This window comes from Centipeda artemidis DSM 19719, assembly GCF_000426665.1.
In the GTDB taxonomy this organism is placed as follows: domain Bacteria; phylum Bacillota; class Negativicutes; order Selenomonadales; family Selenomonadaceae; genus Centipeda; species Centipeda artemidis.
Genome location: NZ_AUFU01000001.1, coordinates 552,055 through 567,994 on the forward strand (window position 1 = coordinate 552,055; position 15,940 = coordinate 567,994).

The 15,940-nt window shown below is 58.6% G+C and carries 10 protein-coding genes; 4 read left to right on the top strand and 6 right to left on the bottom strand.

Features of this window, described 5'->3' with window-relative positions; genetic code table 11:
• Nucleotides 1-228: 228 nt before the first annotated feature.
• The 5 genes from K341_RS0102605 to K341_RS0102625 all read right to left on the bottom strand — a co-directional run bounded on the left by K341_RS0102605 (nucleotide 229) and on the right by K341_RS0102625 (nucleotide 10,449).
• A complete protein-coding gene (locus tag K341_RS0102605) occupies nucleotides 229-783 on the bottom strand; it encodes a biotin transporter BioY (RefSeq protein WP_009349530.1) in 555 nt (184 codons plus the stop codon).
• 301 nt (nucleotides 784-1,084) lie between these two features.
• Nucleotides 1,085-5,080 (bottom strand): DNA-directed RNA polymerase subunit beta', encoded by a 3,996-nt coding sequence (rpoC, locus tag K341_RS0102610; protein ID WP_211221198.1) that lies wholly within the window; start codon nucleotides 5,078-5,080, stop codon nucleotides 1,085-1,087.
• 50 nt (nucleotides 5,081-5,130) lie between these two features.
• A complete protein-coding gene (rpoB, locus tag K341_RS0102615; RefSeq protein ID WP_026761744.1) occupies nucleotides 5,131-8,883 on the bottom strand; it encodes a DNA-directed RNA polymerase subunit beta in 3,753 nt (1,250 codons plus the stop codon).
• Nucleotides 8,884-9,151: 268 nt separating this feature from the next.
• On the bottom strand, nucleotides 9,152-10,174 hold the full coding sequence (locus K341_RS0102620) for a YecA/YgfB family protein (RefSeq protein ID WP_026761745.1): 1,023 nt from the start codon (nucleotides 10,172-10,174) through the stop codon (nucleotides 9,152-9,154).
• 74 nt (nucleotides 10,175-10,248) lie between these two features.
• Nucleotides 10,249-10,449, bottom strand: coding sequence for a hypothetical protein (locus K341_RS0102625; protein WP_026761746.1), 201 nt, complete (start codon nucleotides 10,447-10,449; stop codon nucleotides 10,249-10,251).
• A 111-nt stretch (nucleotides 10,450-10,560) separates the two neighbouring features.
• On the opposite strand from K341_RS0102625, the gene K341_RS0102630 reads away from it, so the two are divergent.
• From K341_RS0102630 to K341_RS0102645, 4 genes are all read left to right on the top strand, one after another.
• Complete coding sequence (locus tag K341_RS0102630; protein ID WP_026761747.1) at nucleotides 10,561-11,613, top strand: methionine ABC transporter ATP-binding protein; 1,053 nt, start codon at nucleotides 10,561-10,563, stop codon at nucleotides 11,611-11,613.
• Nucleotides 11,582-12,235 carry a methionine ABC transporter permease gene (locus K341_RS0102635; RefSeq protein ID WP_009658697.1) on the top strand — a complete coding sequence of 218 codons (654 nt, stop codon included), beginning with the start codon at nucleotides 11,582-11,584 and terminating at the stop codon, nucleotides 12,233-12,235. Before K341_RS0102630 ends, K341_RS0102635 begins: the two co-directional genes overlap by 32 nt.
• A 24-nt stretch (nucleotides 12,236-12,259) precedes the next feature.
• Nucleotides 12,260-13,063, top strand: a complete 804-nt coding sequence (locus tag K341_RS0102640; protein ID WP_026761748.1) for a MetQ/NlpA family ABC transporter substrate-binding protein — start codon at nucleotides 12,260-12,262, stop codon at nucleotides 13,061-13,063.
• A gap of 126 nt (nucleotides 13,064-13,189) precedes the next feature.
• Entirely contained in the window at nucleotides 13,190-14,662 is a 1,473-nt protein-coding gene (locus tag K341_RS0102645; RefSeq protein WP_026761749.1) for an MATE family efflux transporter, read from the top strand.
• Between the two features lie 114 nt (nucleotides 14,663-14,776).
• On the opposite strand, the gene K341_RS0102650 is transcribed toward K341_RS0102645, so the two are convergent.
• Nucleotides 14,777-15,871: a hypothetical protein gene (locus K341_RS0102650; protein ID WP_026761750.1), complete on the bottom strand. Its 1,095-nt coding sequence runs from the start codon at nucleotides 15,869-15,871 to the stop codon at nucleotides 14,777-14,779.
• Nucleotides 15,872-15,940: the final 69 nt, after the last annotated feature.

A 15,940-nucleotide genomic window follows, 5' to 3' on the forward strand; every position in this document is an offset into this window, starting at 1 on the left:
CCGGGATTTTTGATGCCGTATCGGCAGTCCGGTCTTCCGGGCAGCAACTGAGTTTTTTGCAGTGACACAGTTATGCGCCAAAATCCCGCGTCACACTACTGTAACCCAAGTGACGCGCAAGCTTGGATGCATAGCTAGGCATGAGGAGAATCCAAGCGAAGGCGTAGTTAAGACCTACGTCGAGCGCAGGATTCGACGAATAACGACGCTAGGCGCCAAGATCGCGCGTCACAGATATTTAAGGCGGCGATTCAGCGACACCCCCAACCCTGCCGCAGCCGCCGCCTTGATCATATCACCCGGCACATACTGGACAAGCGCACCGAACGCGGCGGCGATGCCGGCGAATTTGTCCCCGAAGAGAACGACGAGCCACAGCGTCGCAAAAATATAGGTCACGGGGACGCTGACGAGGACGGCGACGACTGCATAGCGCGCAAACGACGGGCGATCCCCCTTGAGGAAGCTCATCAGTGTGTAAGCGATGAGGAACCCGAGGAAGAAACCGCCGCGCGGACTAAAAATAATTGCAAGCCCGCCGACGCCGCCCGCAAAGACCGGCAGTCCAACCGCACCGAGCAGCGTATAGCCGACGAGAACGACGGCAGTCTGCGCGGGTGTTAATACGAGAGCCGTAAGACACAGTGCAAAGGTCTGCATCGTGAGCGGCGCCATGAACGGTACGGGGATCGCGATGTAGGCGCTGACGCAGATGAGCGCGATGCACAGCGCCATCCGTGTGGTATTGCGAATCGAAAAGAATTTGTCGTCGTATTGTGACATAAAAATTACACTTCCTATCTATAAATTCTTTCGCTATTTTACACACAAAAAAAGAGGACGTCAACCGGTTTTTATATCCGTGTTGACGGCCTCTTTGTATTCTGAACCCGTAGGTTTTTCACGGTGACACAGCTATGCGCCAAAATCCCGCGCACATCGCCGTAACTTCAATGACGCGGAAGTTTCGATGCATAGCTAGGAATTAAGACGAACGCAAGGAAGGCGTAGATGATGAAGCCTACGTCGACGAAGCGTTCGTCGAAAATGACGACACTAGGCGCAAAAATCCCGCGTCACCTTTTTAATTATTGAGATGCTCAAGGCGCGACAAATCGACTTCCTCGTATACCTCTTCCTCTTCTTCGATCTCCTCTGCCACAGGCTGCGGCGCGTGGTCGATGATGTCGAGATTGCGGTAACGGGTCATGCCCGTCCCCGCAGGGATGAGCTTGCCGATGATGACGTTCTCCTTGAGACCGACGAGCGGATCGATCTTCCCCTTGATTGCCGCATCCGTGAGGACGCGGGTCGTCTCCTGGAACGATGCCGCCGAGAGGAAGGAATCCGTTGCGAGCGATGCCTTTGTGATGCCGAGCAGGATGGGTTTTGCAACGGCAGGCTCGCCGTCCTCCTCGATCGCCTTGGTATTCGCCGCCTCGAACGCGTTGATCTCGATGTATTCGCCGGGCAGGAAGTCGGTTGTTCCCGCCTCTTCGATTTTGACCTTGTGCAGCATCTGCCGCACCATGACCTCGATGTGCTTGTCGTTGATCTCAACGCCCTGCGACTTGTAGACCTTCTGCACCTCGTAGACGAGGTAGCGCTGGGTCGCCTGCAGTCCGCAGACGCGCAGGATGTCGTGGGGATTGATAGAACCCTCGGTGATCTTGTCGCCGGGTTTCAGCTCCGCACCGTCGCGCACCGCCATGCGCGCGCCAAACGGTACGCTGTATTCGCGCGGCACGCCCTCGTGCGAGGTGATCGTGACCGTGCGCATTCCCTTGCCGGTATCCTCAATGGCGACGACGCCCTCGTTCTCCGCGATGATCGCGTTGTGCTTGGGCTTACGCGCCTCGAAAAGCTCCTCAACGCGCGGCAGACCTTGCGTGATATCGTCGCCCGCGACGCCGCCCGAGTGGAACGTACGCATCGTGAGCTGTGTGCCGGGTTCGCCGATGGACTGTGCGGCAATGATGCCGACCGCCTCGCCGATCTCGACCTCCGCCTGATTGGCAAGGTCGCGTCCGTAGCACTTCATGCAGACGCCGAACTGCGATTTGCAGGTCAGCACGCTGCGGATGGAGACACGCTTCCGGACACCTTCGATACGTTTTGCAAGTGCCTCGTCGACGGGGTCGTTGATGGAGGCGATCTTCTCTCCTGTCGCTTCGTCGATGATATCCTCGGCGAGCACGCGCCCGACGATGCGGTCGGCAAGCGATTCGATGACGCCGGAGCCTTCCGTGATCGCCTCGACCTCGATGCCGCGGACGTTATTGTTGCGGATATGGAGTTCATGCACCTCGGAGTCGAGGATTGCCTCGACGAGTTTATCCGTAAGTGCTGTCCCCTCTGCTGCGAGCACAGTGCCGTCACCATCGGCAGCGTCGCGCACGACTTCCTTACCGCGGAGTTCACGAATGACCGCCGCGCGATCCTTTTTGCGCTTTTTCGCATCAGGTTCGCCAAGCGCGATGTTCTCGGTGATCATGGCGTTGCTGACTGCGCCCTCGACATTGACGGAGGAGCCGCGCACCATGATTTCACGGATATTGTGTTCGCCGATCGCCTCGAGTACCTCGTCGGTGAGAACGGTATCACGCGAGTAAAGGACTTCCTTGGTCTTGGGATCGTAAACCGCTGCGGCAAGAAGACGTCCCATGAGGCTCTCTACGAGGAGCTCAAGCGCGTCAAATGTGGACTCTGCGAGCCGCGCACGCACCTGCATGAGGTTGATCGCGGAGACGTCGCAGTCCTCTTCACGGACGATGACATCCTGCGCGACATCGACGAGACGACGGGTGAGATAGCCCGAGTCCGCCGTGCGCAGCGCCGTGTCGGCAAGACCTTTGCGCGCGCCGTGCGAGGAGATGAAGTAATCGGAAACGGAAAGTCCCTCGCGGAAGTTCGCCGTAATCGGCAGGTCGATGATTTTACCGGAAGGATCGGCCATCAGACCGCGCATTCCCGCTAGCTGACGCATCTGCTGCTTATTGCCGCGCGCGCCGGAGTCCGCCATCATGAAGATAGGATTGAACGGATCCATGTTTTCCATCATGGCGTCCGCCACGTCGTCCGTCGCCTGCGTCCACAGCTGAACGACCTTCTTATAGCGCTCGTCCTCGGTGATGAGGCCGCGCCCGAACTGGCGCTCCACCTTGTTGACGCGCGCCTGTGTATCGGCGATGATTTCCTTTTTCTTCGGCGGTACAATGACGTCGGACACGGCGACCGTCATGCCCGCAATGCAGGCATAGTGGTAGCCGAGATTTTTCACATGATCAATGACCTCGGCTGTCTTGGTTGCACCGAAGTGGTCATAACAGTTTGCGACGAGTTTGCCGAGCTCTTTCTTGTTCATCAGAACGCCGAGGCTCCACTCGCCCGTCTCGGGATCTTGACGATAGTGGCGCAGTTCCTCGGGCAGAATCTCGCTGAAAATAAGGCGTCCGAGCGAGCTGCGGACAAGCCCGTAGCCCTCGACACGCACACGGATCTCCGCCTGCAAATCAAGGCTCTTCTGCTGATAAGCGAGCAGAGCTTCCGACGTCCCCGTAAAGACCTTGCCCTCCCCCTTCGCTCCCGGCTTGAGCTTGGTCAAGTAATAGGAGCCGAGCACCATGTCCTGCGAAGGAACGATGATGGGCTTGCCGTCTTTGGGGGCGAGAATGTGATTCGCTGCCAGCATGAGGACACGCGCCTCGGTCTGCGCCTCTGCCGAAAGCGGCAGATGAATCGCCATCTGGTCGCCGTCAAAGTCGGCGTTGTACGCCGTACATGCAAGCGGATGGAGCTTCAGCGCACGTCCCTCGGTGAGCACCGGTTCAAATGCCTGAATGCCGAGACGGTGGAGCGTCGGAGCACGATTGAGGAGCACGGGATGCTCCTTGATGACACCCTCGAGTACGTCCCAAACCTCGGGACGCGCGCGCTCAACCATGCGCTTCGCAGATTTGATATTGTGCGCCGCACCGTCCGCCTGAAGTTTTTTCATGACAAAGGGTTTGAAGAGCTCGAGTGCCATCTCCTTCGGCAGACCGCACTGATGAAGTTTCAGCTCGGGGCCGACGACGATAACGGAACGCCCGGAGTAGTCCACGCGCTTGCCGAGGAGGTTCTGACGGAACCGCCCCTGCTTTCCCTTGAGCATATCCGAGAGGGATTTGAGCGCACGATTGCCGGGTCCTGTGACAGGGCGCCCGCGGCGGCCGTTGTCGATGAGTGCGTCGACCGCTTCCTGGAGCATCCGCTTCTCGTTGCGCACGATAATGTCGGGCGCGCCGAGGTCGAGCAGACGGCGCAGGCGGTTGTTGCGGTTGATGACGCGGCGGTAGAGGTCGTTGAGATCAGACGTCGCAAAGCGGCCGCCGTCAAGCTGCACCATCGGGCGCAGGTCGGGCGGAATGACCGGAACGACGTCCATGATCATCCACGACGGACGGTTGCCGGATTTGCGGAACGCCTCGACCACCTCAAGGCGGCGGATCGCACGCACTTTCTTCTGACCGGAAGTTGTGCGCACATCGTTCCTAAGCTGCTCGCTCATCGCCTCGAGATCGAGTTCTTCGAGCAGCTCCTTCACTGCCTCCGCGCCCATACCGACGCGGAAGGTATTGCCGTATTTCTCCAGCGCTTCGTGATACTCGCGCTCGGAAAGAAGGTCTTTCTTCTTGAGATCCGTTTCGCCCGGATCGACGACGATGTAATAGGCGAAATAGAGAACTTTTTCGAGCGAACGGGGCGATACGTCGAGGATCAGCCCCATGCGGCTCGGGATCCCCTTGAAATACCAAATATGCGAGACGGGCGCGGCGAGCTCGATATGCCCCATGCGCTCGCGGCGCACCTTAGCACGCGTGACCTCGACGCCGCAGCGGTCGCAGACGACGCCCTTGTAGCGGATGCGCTTATACTTGCCGCAGTGGCATTCCCAGTCGCGTGTCGGGCCGAAGATGCGCTCGCAGAAGAGGCCGTCACGCTCGGGTTTGAGCGTACGGTAATTGATGGTCTCCGGCTTTTTGACCTCGCCGTGCGACCACTCACGAATTTTATCGGGGGAAGCGAGTCCAATCCGCATTGAGTCAAAATTGTTTACATCCAGCAACAGATGTCACTCCCTTCCTAAAATCAGAACTCCGAATCGTCCTCATTCGGCACGTCGATATCGTCAAGCCCGCCGTGCAGGATCGTATCCATATCATCTGACAGTTCTTCGTCCGCGCCGCCGATATGCGCGATGATGTCCTCATCGGGAATATCCTCGCCCTGCTCCGCATCATCCCCCTCGTCATATACGGGGGGCGGCGGCGGTGCGCCGTTTTCGTCAACGCCTTCCACATCGAGATCGAGAGAACGCGCCTTCTCGCCGATATCCTCGTCCTCTTCGTCGCGGATCGCGATTTCCTTCGCATCCTCGTTGAGCACCTTGATATCAAGTCCGATCGCCTGCAGCTCCTTGATGAGCACCTTAAAGGACTCGGGGACGCCCGGTTCGGGGATATTATCTCCCTTAACGATCGATTCGTATGCTTTCACGCGCCCGACCACATCGTCGGACTTCACCGTCAGGATCTCTTGGAGCGTGTATGCGGCGCCATATGCTTCGAGCGCCCAGACCTCCATCTCGCCGAACCGCTGTCCGCCGAACTGTGCCTTTCCGCCCAGCGGCTGCTGCGTGACGAGGGAGTACGGTCCCGTGGAACGCGCATGAATCTTATCGTCGACCAGATGATGCAGTTTCAGCATGTAAACGCAGCCGACCGTAACGCGGTTCTCGAACGGCTCGCCCGTGCGCCCGTCATAGAGCACCGTCTTGCCGTCGGCAGGCAGTCCTGCCGCGCGGATCGTGCCGAACACATCGTCGTCGCCCGCGCCGTCAAAAACCGGCGTTGCGATATGAATGCCCGCCTCATCCGGTTTCGGCATTCCGTTCACGTCAAAATTGTATCCAGCCGCGCGGAGGTCGCCCTCCACCGTTGGATCGCCATCCTTGATGCGCTGTCCGAGCACACGGCACGCCATGCCGAGATGCGTCTCGAGCACCTGCCCGATGTTCATGCGCGACGGCACGCCGAGCGGGTTCAGTACGATGTCGACGGGGGTACCGTCCGGCAGGAACGGCATATCCTCCTGGCGCATGATGCGCGAGACGACGCCCTTGTTCCCGTGACGCCCGGACATCTTGTCGCCGACCGAGATCTTGCGCTTCTGCGCGATGTAGACGCGCACGAGACGGTTGACGCCGGGCGGCAGTTCATCGTTGTTTTCACGCGTAAAGATCTTCACGTCGATGATCTTTCCGCCCTCGCCGTGCGGCACGCGCAGCGACGTATCGCGCACCTCGCGCGCCTTCTCGCCGAAGATTGCGCGCAGGAGGCGTTCCTCCGCCGTCAGCTCCGTCTCGCCTTTGGGCGTAACCTTGCCGACGAGGATGTCGCCGGGGCGCACATCGGCGCCGATGGAGACAATGCCCTCCTCGTCAAGATCCTTGAGTGCCTCCTCCGCAACATTCGGGATGTCGCGCGTGATCTCCTCGGGGCCGAGCTTCGTATCGCGCGCGTCGCACTCATACTCCTCAATGTGAATCGAGGTATAGAGGTCGCGCTTCACGAGGTTCTCGCTGAGGAGAATCGCGTCCTCGTAATTGTAGCCTTCCCATGGCATATACGCCACGATGATATTGTAGCCGAGCGCGAGCTCGCCGTTGTCCGTCGAAGGTCCGTCCGCGATGGGCTGACCTTCCACAACGCGCTCCCCTTCATAGACGAGCGGACGCTGATTGATGCAGGTCGCTTGGTTCGACCGGACAAATTTTTGGAGTTTATAGTTATCGAACGTACCCTCATCCGTCTTGATGGTAACAGCATTCGCAGCGACATCCGTAACGACGCCGCCGCGGCGTGCAAGTACCATGACGCCTGAGTCACAGGCAGCCTTGTACTCCATGCCGGTGCCGACAAGCGGCGCCTGTGTCTTCAGGAGTGGTACGGCCTGGCGCTGCATATTCGCACCCATGAGCGCGCGGTTCGCATCGTCGTTCTCGAGGAACGGGATCATCGCCGTCGCGATTGAAAAGACCTGACGCGGCGACACGTCCATATAGTCCACGCGGTCGCGGTGATGCAGCCCCGTTTCCTCATGGAACCGCGCCGTGACACGCTCATTTATAAAGTACTCGTTCTCATCGAGCGGCTCGTTCGCCTGCGCGATGATGAGCTCGTCCTCCTCGTCCGCCGTAAGGTAGCGCACATCGTCCGTAACGCGGTGATGCTCCTTGTCCACGCGGCGGTACGGGGTCTCCATGAATCCGAACCGGTTGACGCGCGCATAATTCGCGAGTGAGCCGATGAGTCCAATGTTCGGACCTTCCGGCGACTCGACCGGGCACATACGCCCATAATGCGAGTTATGGACGTCACGCACCTCGAATCCTGCGCGTTCACGCGAGAGGCCGCCCGGGCCGAGCGCCGAGAGACGGCGCTTATGCGTCAGCTCCGAGAGCGGATTGTGCTGATCCATGAACTGTGAGAGCTGCGAGGAGCCGAAGAACTCCTTCACCGCCGCCACTACGGGGCGGATATTGATGAGCCCCTGCGGCGTGATACTGTCCGTCTCCTGGATCGTCATGCGCTCGCGCACGACACGCTCCATACGAGACAGACCGATGCGAAACTGGTTCTGCAGGAGTTCTCCGACCGCGCGCACGCGGCGATTGCCGAGGTGATCGATGTCATCCGTATTGCCGAAGCCGTCCATAAGACCGAGCAGATAGCTGATCGACGCCATGACATCCTCGCGTGTGATCGTACGGTACTGATAGTCGCGCGTCGGCGCGCAGAGCATCCGGTAGACCTCGCCGTCCGCCTTCTGTACGCTGAGCGCGACGAGCTCGCCATCGCCGAAGAGCATTTTCTCACGCTCTTCACTCACGGCGTCCACCATGTCCTGCGTAATCGCCTCGCCCTTGGGGAATACGACTTCGTCCGTTTCCTTATCGATGACCGGCTCGGCAAGTACCTTCCCGAGCAGACGGCGCCGCCAGCCGAGTTTTTTCGTTAGTTTATAGCGACCGACTGTCGCCAGATCATAACGACGCGGATCAAAGAACAGCACCTCCAGGAGCTGGCGCGCATTGTCCTCATTCGCCGGCTCGCCCGGGCGCAGGCGGCGGTAGATCTCAATGACCGCCTTGCCGCGCGTCTTGACCTCATCCGTATCGCGTTCAATCGTCGCGAGGATGCGCGGATCGTCGCCGAAGAGCGCACGAATATCGCTGTCCGTCTCGTAGCCGAGCGCACGGATAAGGTAGGTCACAGGCATTTTGCGCGTGCGGTCGATGCGCACGGACACGACATCGTTTGCGTCCGTTTCGAGCTCGATCCACGCGCCGCGGTTCGGAATGACCGTTGTGTTGTAGAGCTCCTTGCCCGTTGTGTCGATCTCCACGCCATAATACGCGCCGGGAGAGCGCACGAGCTGACTGACGATGACGCGCTCCGCACCGTTGATGATGAACGTCCCCGTGTCCGTCATGAGCGGGAAATCGCCCATAAACACTTCCTGCTCCTTGATCTCGCCCGTCTCGCGGTTGACGAGACGTACATTCACGCGAAGCGGCGCGGCGTAGGTCACGTCGCGTTCCTTGCACTCGTCGAGATCGTATTTCGGTGCGCCGAGCGCAAACGATTCAAAGGAAAGGATGAGATTCCCCGAGAAATCCTGAATGGGGGAAATATCGCGGAAAATCTCTCCGAGTCCCACATCCAAGAACCACCGATAGCTCGTCCGCTGAATATCGAGCAGATGCGGCATCTCCATAACTTCCTTGATGCGCGCATAGCTATACCGGGTGCGACGACCGACCGACACAGGATTGAACATGAACGCTGTCACCCTTTCGCTGGATTATATTGATGAGAACGCGCGCCGCGGCTTATGCAAAAAGACACAAAAAGAACAAGGCAACCGTTCGAATACCTTGCTCCCGTGGAAATGCCCGAAGGGCAGTCCCCAAATCCTTTCTAAAAAGCCAAAAAAGGCGCACGAACCCCATACTTACGTCAATAGGTCATCATATCTTACTACATACTAATTTTCATGTCAAGGGTTACGGCGAAGTTTTTTCGTTTTTCAAAATTGGATGTATACTCTAGTGTCCACAGCATTTCTTGTACTTTTTCCCACTGCCGCAGGGACACGGCTCGTTGCGGCCGATCTTTTTGCTCTTAGCAGACGGTGATCTTCCTGCCAGGATTTCGTCAATCTGCTCCAAGAGGCTGTCCCGCATCCATTCGTTCGGGAACTCCTGCTCCATAATACTGCGGCGCAGGTCATAGATATCAAGTTCGCCGTTTTCGAGCATTGCCCGCATATTTTTCCCGATGCTGATCGTCGCGTTTTTATCGTATTCCGTCGGCTGCATCGCTCGGATCTCATTCGGTGTATAGCCGCAATTGCTAAAAAGCCGCGCATGATTGACATGATTTTGATAGAGTTCCGCGAATCTAGCGAAGTCGTCATCGTCACGCAGTATAAACCCATACAACGCAAAGTCATCCATCAGCGTATTCATGTCCACATCGATACGAATCGCAATAAATAGTGCCTTGACGGCGAGATCTACACCGATGATTTTCTTTTTTGGGACGTAATGTGCGCGTAAAAACCGGTCAAACGCGGTATATTCCGGCGTCACCTCAACATAGTACTCATCCACATAAGCAAGTAAGTCTTCTTTCGTAGACGGAATATAATATGTCTTCCCATACTGAAATTCTTTGGTGTCGTAATAGGCGATTTTATCCGTCCGAACCGGCTCCATCAAATCGAGATTGACGATCTCGCGATCATGCGGTGCACTCGGTCGACCGTCGGTATAAAGATTCTCTGCTCCAAGGACTCCATAATTGCCGTCCTCATGCCGGGCTATTTCGGCGAAGGAAAAGAACTCCTCCTCGGAAAAGCTGCGCGGGCTGAAATGTTTTGCGATCTTATACGCCTCGGGCAGAGGGATAATGCCGTAGAGATTTGCCATCGCAGCGAAATATTTCCGCAAAAGGCGGGAGGTCGTATCCTTCAGTGGGATCTCCCGATACATTTGATTCAACGTGCGGCGATCATATATGTCCGGTATTTCCTCCACAGGTATTTCATTGCTCTTTTTATCCGGCATTTGCTTCCTCCACGATCCATAACATGCTTTCGATACTGCTATTGTACACGATCTTCCATCAAATAGAAATACTTTTATCGCGCCCCGATTTCTCCGCCGACGCAGACGCTGCGTGTGCCAATGCTGCCGATGTAGACGGGGAGTCCGTAGAGTGCCGTCATGCTTTCTTCGTCGATGACATCTGCGGCAGCGCCGTGCTTCCAGAGCTTTTTATCCTTCATGACGAGTGTCTCGGCGCCGAGATAGAGTGCGTGATCGGGGAAGTGGGAGGTCATGAGGATGCCGAAAAAAGTCCCTCAAAGCCTCTCGCATTCGTCCGAAAACATTGACAAAAGTTCTCGTCTGTGCTACGTTTGTTTCTAACCTTGCCCAAAGGAGGGCTGTATATGATTGAACTCAAAAATATCATTAAAACATACGCGGACGACGTCCACGCCCTACGCGGCATCAATTTGCGCATCGAGCGCGGCACGATCTACGGCATCGTCGGACTCTCGGGTGCGGGCAAATCCACGCTCATCCGATGCATCAATCTGCTCGAGCGCCCGACAAGCGGTGAGGTAATCATTGACGGACACGATCTGACTGCGATGAGCGAGAGCGAACTGCGCGAAGAGCGTCGCCACATCGGCATGATCTTCCAGCATTTTAACCTGCTCTCGTCGGCGACCGTCTACGACAATGTTGCCTTTCCGCTGCGGCTCGCAGGGCGCTCCGCCGAGGAGATCCGCCCAAAGGTCACGGAGCTCCTCGCGCTCGTCGGTCTCGCGGACAAGGCGGACGCGTATCCGAGCCATCTCTCGGGCGGGCAGAAACAGCGCGTCGGCATCGCGCGCGCGCTCGCGGGCGATCCAAAGGTGCTGCTGTGCGACGAGGCGACCTCCGCGCTCGACCCACAGACAACGAAGTCCATCCTCGCGCTCATCCGCGACATCAACCGGCGGCTCGGTCTGACGGTCGTCGTCATCACGCACGAGATGCAGGTCATCAAGGACATCTGCGACCGCGTCGCCGTGCTCGACGGTGGTGTCATCGCAGAGGAGGGCGACGTTGTAGATGTCTTTACCGAACCGCAGCAAGCGATTACGAAGGAATTTATCAGCGTTCTGCTCTCGAACGACCTGCCGACGGCGTTCCGCGGCAACCCGATCGAGGCGGCGCCGACGCCGGGCAGCTACATGCTCCTGCGGCTCACCTTCCTCGGCGAGAACGCGGATGATCCCGTACTCGCCGATATGATCCGCCTGTTCCCCGACATCGAGGTCACGATGCTCTTCGGCACGCTCGACCAGATGAAGGATCAGCCATTTGGACGCATGATCATCGGTCTGCGCGGCGAAACCGCGGAGATCGACGCGGCGATCTCGTATCTGTCCGCACAGCATTTGAAACAGGAGGTGATCGGCTATGTCCGCCGAAATGATGCCCCTGCTGACTAAGGCGCTGGGCGAAACCGTCTACATGGTGCTCGTCAGCATGATCATCGCGAGCGCCGTCGGCATCCCGCTCGGCGTGCTCCTGCACGTCACGGCAAAGGGAGAGATCCTCGACGCCCCGGGCGTGAACCGCACCGTCGGCGCCGTCGTCAACGCTGTGCGTTCCGTCCCCTTTATCATCCTCATGGTCGCCATCATCCCGCTCACACGTCTCATCGTCGGCTCCGCCATCGGCACAACCGCAGCCATGGTGCCGCTCGTCATCGCCTCCGTCCCCTTCATCGGACGGCAGGTCGAGACGTCTCTGCGCGAGGTGCCGCACGGTCTCATCGAAGCCGCGCTCGCCATGGGCGCCACTCCGATGCAGATCGTCACGCGTGTGCTGCTCCCCGAGTCCATGCCGGGCATCGTCAGTCAGCTCACGACCGTCGTCATCGCTCTCGTCGGCGAGTCCGCCATGGCGGGCGCGATCGGCGGCGGCGGGCTTGGCGACCTCGCGATCCGCTACGGTTATCAGCGGTTCCGTCCCGATATCATGATCGCGACCGTCGTCATCCTCATCATCCTCGTCCAGCTCGTGCAGCTTGCGGGCAATGCCCTCGCCGCACGTCTGAATAAAAGGTAATCTCTATCCACAAGGAGGTACTCTATGAAAAAACTGCTCACCCTCGTCCTCGCAATTGCAGCACTCGCTATGGTTGGCTGCGGCGGAGACAATAACGCCAAATCGGAGAAGGTCGTCAAGGTCGGCGCCTCCCCCGTCCCCCATGCCGAGATCCTCGAGGCGATCAAGCCCGAGCTCGAAAAGGACGGTGTGAAGCTCGAGATCGTCGAGTTCAACGACTATGTGCAGCCAAACCTCGCGACGAACGACAAGGAAATCGACGCGAACTTCTTCCAGCATGAGCCGTATCTGAAGAACTTCATGCAGGAGCATCCCGAGGTCAAGCTCGTGAACGTCCTCGGCGTCCACATCGAACCGATGGGGATCTACTCGCACAAGATCAAAAAGCTCGACGAGCTCAAGGAAGGCGCTCAGGTCTCTATCCCGAGCGATCCCACCAACGGCGGACGTTCGCTCCTCCTGCTCCAGCGCGCAGGCCTCATCAAACTGAAGGACGGCGCCGGCGAGACGGCAACCCTCAGCGACATTGCAGAGAACCCGAAGAAGCTGATCTTCAAGGAAATCGAAGCACCACAGCTCCCGCGCACGCTCGACGACGTGGACATCGCCGTCATCAATACGAACTGGGCAATGCAGGCGGATCTCGTGCCGACGCGCGACGCCCTCTTCATGGAGGATAAGACCTCGCCGTACGTCAACATCATCGCCATCCGTCAGGGTGACGAGGAGCGTCCCGAGATCAAGGCGCTGCTCAAGGCGCTTCACTCCGACACCGTCAAGAACTTCATTAACGACAAGTACAAAGGCGCCATCCTTCCCGCATTCTGAGGAAGCGCCCCACAGTCAGAAAGACTGCCGCACATAGATACGGCAGTCTTTTTGTTTGGCGAGAAAAATGCCTATCCCCCATAATGTTCGTGCAGCCTCCTCGATCCTGTGATAAAATATCTCATTATGAACATCAGCAGCATCAAGTGTCGTCTCTGTGCGATCAAATGTCAAGAACGCATCTACGGCATCCACAATCCGCTCACCTATGACTTTCTGCATCACAATCTGCACCACCTGCACGTCCTGCTCTTTCACAGTGCGGATCAGCAAGACTTCACGCGCGGGCCGATCGTACGGCAGCTGCTCGTATTCATGCTGCCGATTTTGCTCTCTCAGCTCCTCCAGCAGTTCTACACCATCGCCGACACCGCCATCGTCGGTCAAACCCTCGGCGCAGAGGCACTTGCCGCGGTTGGGACGGCAAGCCTCATTCTCTCGGTCATCGTCAATTTTTTCATCGGCGGTTCGGCGGGGCTGAGTGTGCTCGTCTCACACCTCTACGGCGAGCAGTCCTATGAAAAGCTGGGCACGCTCGTGCAGACGATTTTCGTCGTCGTGCTGCTCTTCTCCGTTGTCTTTACGCTCGGCGGGCTCGCGCTCATCCCGGCGATGCTCGCAGGGCTCAACACGCCGGAGGACATCATACCGCTCGCCGCCGCGTACCTCGAGGTCTCCTTCCTCGGGATGCTCGCGCAGCTTGTCTACAACACGGCGACCGCCGTCCTGCGCGCGCTCGGCAACACGACGAGTGCGCTCCGCTACCTCTTCGTCGCGGTGATCCTCAACATCGCGCTCGACGTGCTCCTCCTCATCGTTTTCCCGCTCGGCATCATGGGTGCGGCGATCGCGACTGTCGTCTCGCAGTACGTCGCCGCCGCGCTCGTCGTGCAAAAATTTTTCCACCTGCATGGCGTATGGCAGTTCCGCCTGCGCCGTCCGCTCTTTCACGCGGGTTATCTCGCACCGATCGTTCACACGAGTATCCCCGCGGGGATGCAGGCAGTCTTTATGAGCATCTCCTCGCTCGTCATCCAGGGGTATATCAACTCGTTCGGCTACGCCGCAATGGCAGGCATGACGGTCTACGCCCGCGTCGAGGGCTTTCTCTACTATCCGCTGTTCGCATTCGGCATTGCGCTGACGAGCTTCATCGGGCAAAATGTGGGGGCAAAGCAGCCGGATCGCGTCCGCGCGGGCGTGCGGGCAAGCCTGCGGCTCACGGTCGGCGGATCGCTCGTCATGGCGGCGTTCGCTTCCTTTTTTGCCCCTGAGCTCATCGCCCTCTTTACCGACGATCCCGCAACGGTCTGCAACAGTCTTGAGGCCGTCTACTGGACAATGCCGTTCTACTGGCTCTACGGAATCAATCAGGTCTACATCGGCGCGATCCGCGGGCTGGGCGACACCTTCTATCCGATGCTCACCTCGCTCGCCGCGTACAGCCTCTTTCGCGTCGCATGGTGCTGCGCGTGGGATCTCGCCGGCATCCACTCCATGCTCGTCGTCTACAACGCCTACAATACCAGCTTCCTCGTCATGATCGCCCTCCTCTATTGGGGATGGAAGCGCAGGATGCGAAGGATGGAAGCGGTGTAAAGTGATCTTTACTTTGTTCCGATGAAAAGCTAGTCACACAACAACCGCCCCGCACGCATGTTTCCTGCGTATGGGGCGGTTTTATCATGCTTTCATCGATAGGAAAACGCATCGTTACGGCGTCGCGGGCGTCTCCTTGCTCACTGCGCCGCGGCGAATCATATCCCCGACGCGCAGGTCATAGGTGAGTGCCGTCTTGTGCAGACTCTCCGCGCGAGCGAAGTCCTCCGGCAGTCCCGTATCAAGACCTTTCACAAAGCTCTCGTACGCCGCGATGGACGCATCCGTCGCCGCCTGCCGCTGTGCGGCGAGATACGCGGCACCGCGCGGCACATCCACGGCGTCGAGCTCCCGGCGATATTTTTTCAGCAGTGGGATCATATCCTCCTGCAAAAGCCGCATCAGCGCCTTGCGATGCTCGGTCGTATAGGTGCCGTGCGCATTCTCCGTCAGGTGCCGGAACTCGCCCTGCATCGAGCGGAACACACCGTTGTAGCGGTCGACGATGGGGCGCGTTGCCTCGATATAGCGCGAGAGATCCACGCTCGCCGCGCTCTGCACCGCCTCGAGATACGCGCGGTAATTCGTCACGCGCACGATCTGCCAGCCGCCGCTCCCGTGCTCCATGCGCAGCTCGAGCGGGAACTCCAGTCCCGTGCCCTCGTCGCGCACCGTAATGTGCGCCGTCGCCGCGCTCCCGTCACGCGTGATCTCGCCGATATTCAGCAGCGTCGTATCGCGCAGGTGACTGCACTCCATGAGATACTCGTAGTCGATACCAAGCGAGCGCCCCTTGAGCGCATCGACGCCCGTCGGATCCTCCCACGTTCCCGTGCGCACGCCCCCCTCAATGGAGCGCGCAAGCCCCGCCGCGACGGATTCCTTCACATTCTCGTAGAACTTGCCCGAGGCGGTGCGCTCCTTTTCCTTGAGGTTCGTATCGCGGGAAAACAGCACATAGGTGAGATCGTCATAGCCCGCGTCCGCAAGCGCCTGTACATTCACGCGGCGGAGGAACGCGTCCGCATCATGCGCTTCGAGCGCCGCCGCCGTCTGTGCAAGCGCATAGGCGGGACGCTGGATGTAGTAGCCGAGATACCACCCCAGCGCCGCGACGGTCAGCACGATCAATCCCGCCGCAAAGCGGAACTTTTGCCGGCTCTGCTTGCGCCGCCGTGCCAAACGCACCCGCCAAGCAAACTCATCCATCCAATGCCACTCCCATACATTCAAAAATTTCTCTATTTATTATACCATTGAAAGCAAATTCCGCGCAAC

Excerpts from the sequence above, each read along its gene's own strand:
- K341_RS0102635 (WP_009658697.1), top strand. The coding sequence starts at position 11,582 with ATGTCCGCCGAAATGATGCCCCTGCTGACTAAGGCGCTGGGCGAAACC.
- K341_RS0102630 (WP_026761747.1), top strand. The coding sequence starts at position 10,561 with ATGATTGAACTCAAAAATATCATTAAAACATACGCGGACGACGTCCAC.
- K341_RS0102640 (WP_026761748.1), top strand. The coding sequence starts at position 12,260 with ATGAAAAAACTGCTCACCCTCGTCCTCGCAATTGCAGCACTCGCTATG.
- rpoB (WP_026761744.1), bottom strand. The coding sequence starts at position 8,883 with ATGTTCAATCCTGTGTCGGTCGGTCGTCGCACCCGGTATAGCTATGCG.
- K341_RS0102625 (WP_026761746.1), bottom strand. The coding sequence starts at position 10,449 with ATGACCTCCCACTTCCCCGATCACGCACTCTATCTCGGCGCCGAGACA.
- rpoC (WP_211221198.1), bottom strand. The coding sequence starts at position 5,080 with ATGCGGATTGGACTCGCTTCCCCCGATAAAATTCGTGAGTGGTCGCAC.
- K341_RS0102645 (WP_026761749.1), top strand. The coding sequence starts at position 13,190 with ATGAACATCAGCAGCATCAAGTGTCGTCTCTGTGCGATCAAATGTCAA.
- K341_RS0102650 (WP_026761750.1), bottom strand. The coding sequence starts at position 15,871 with ATGGATGAGTTTGCTTGGCGGGTGCGTTTGGCACGGCGGCGCAAGCAG.
- K341_RS0102605 (WP_009349530.1), bottom strand. The coding sequence starts at position 783 with ATGTCACAATACGACGACAAATTCTTTTCGATTCGCAATACCACACGG.
- K341_RS0102620 (WP_026761745.1), bottom strand. The coding sequence starts at position 10,174 with ATGCCGGATAAAAAGAGCAATGAAATACCTGTGGAGGAAATACCGGAC.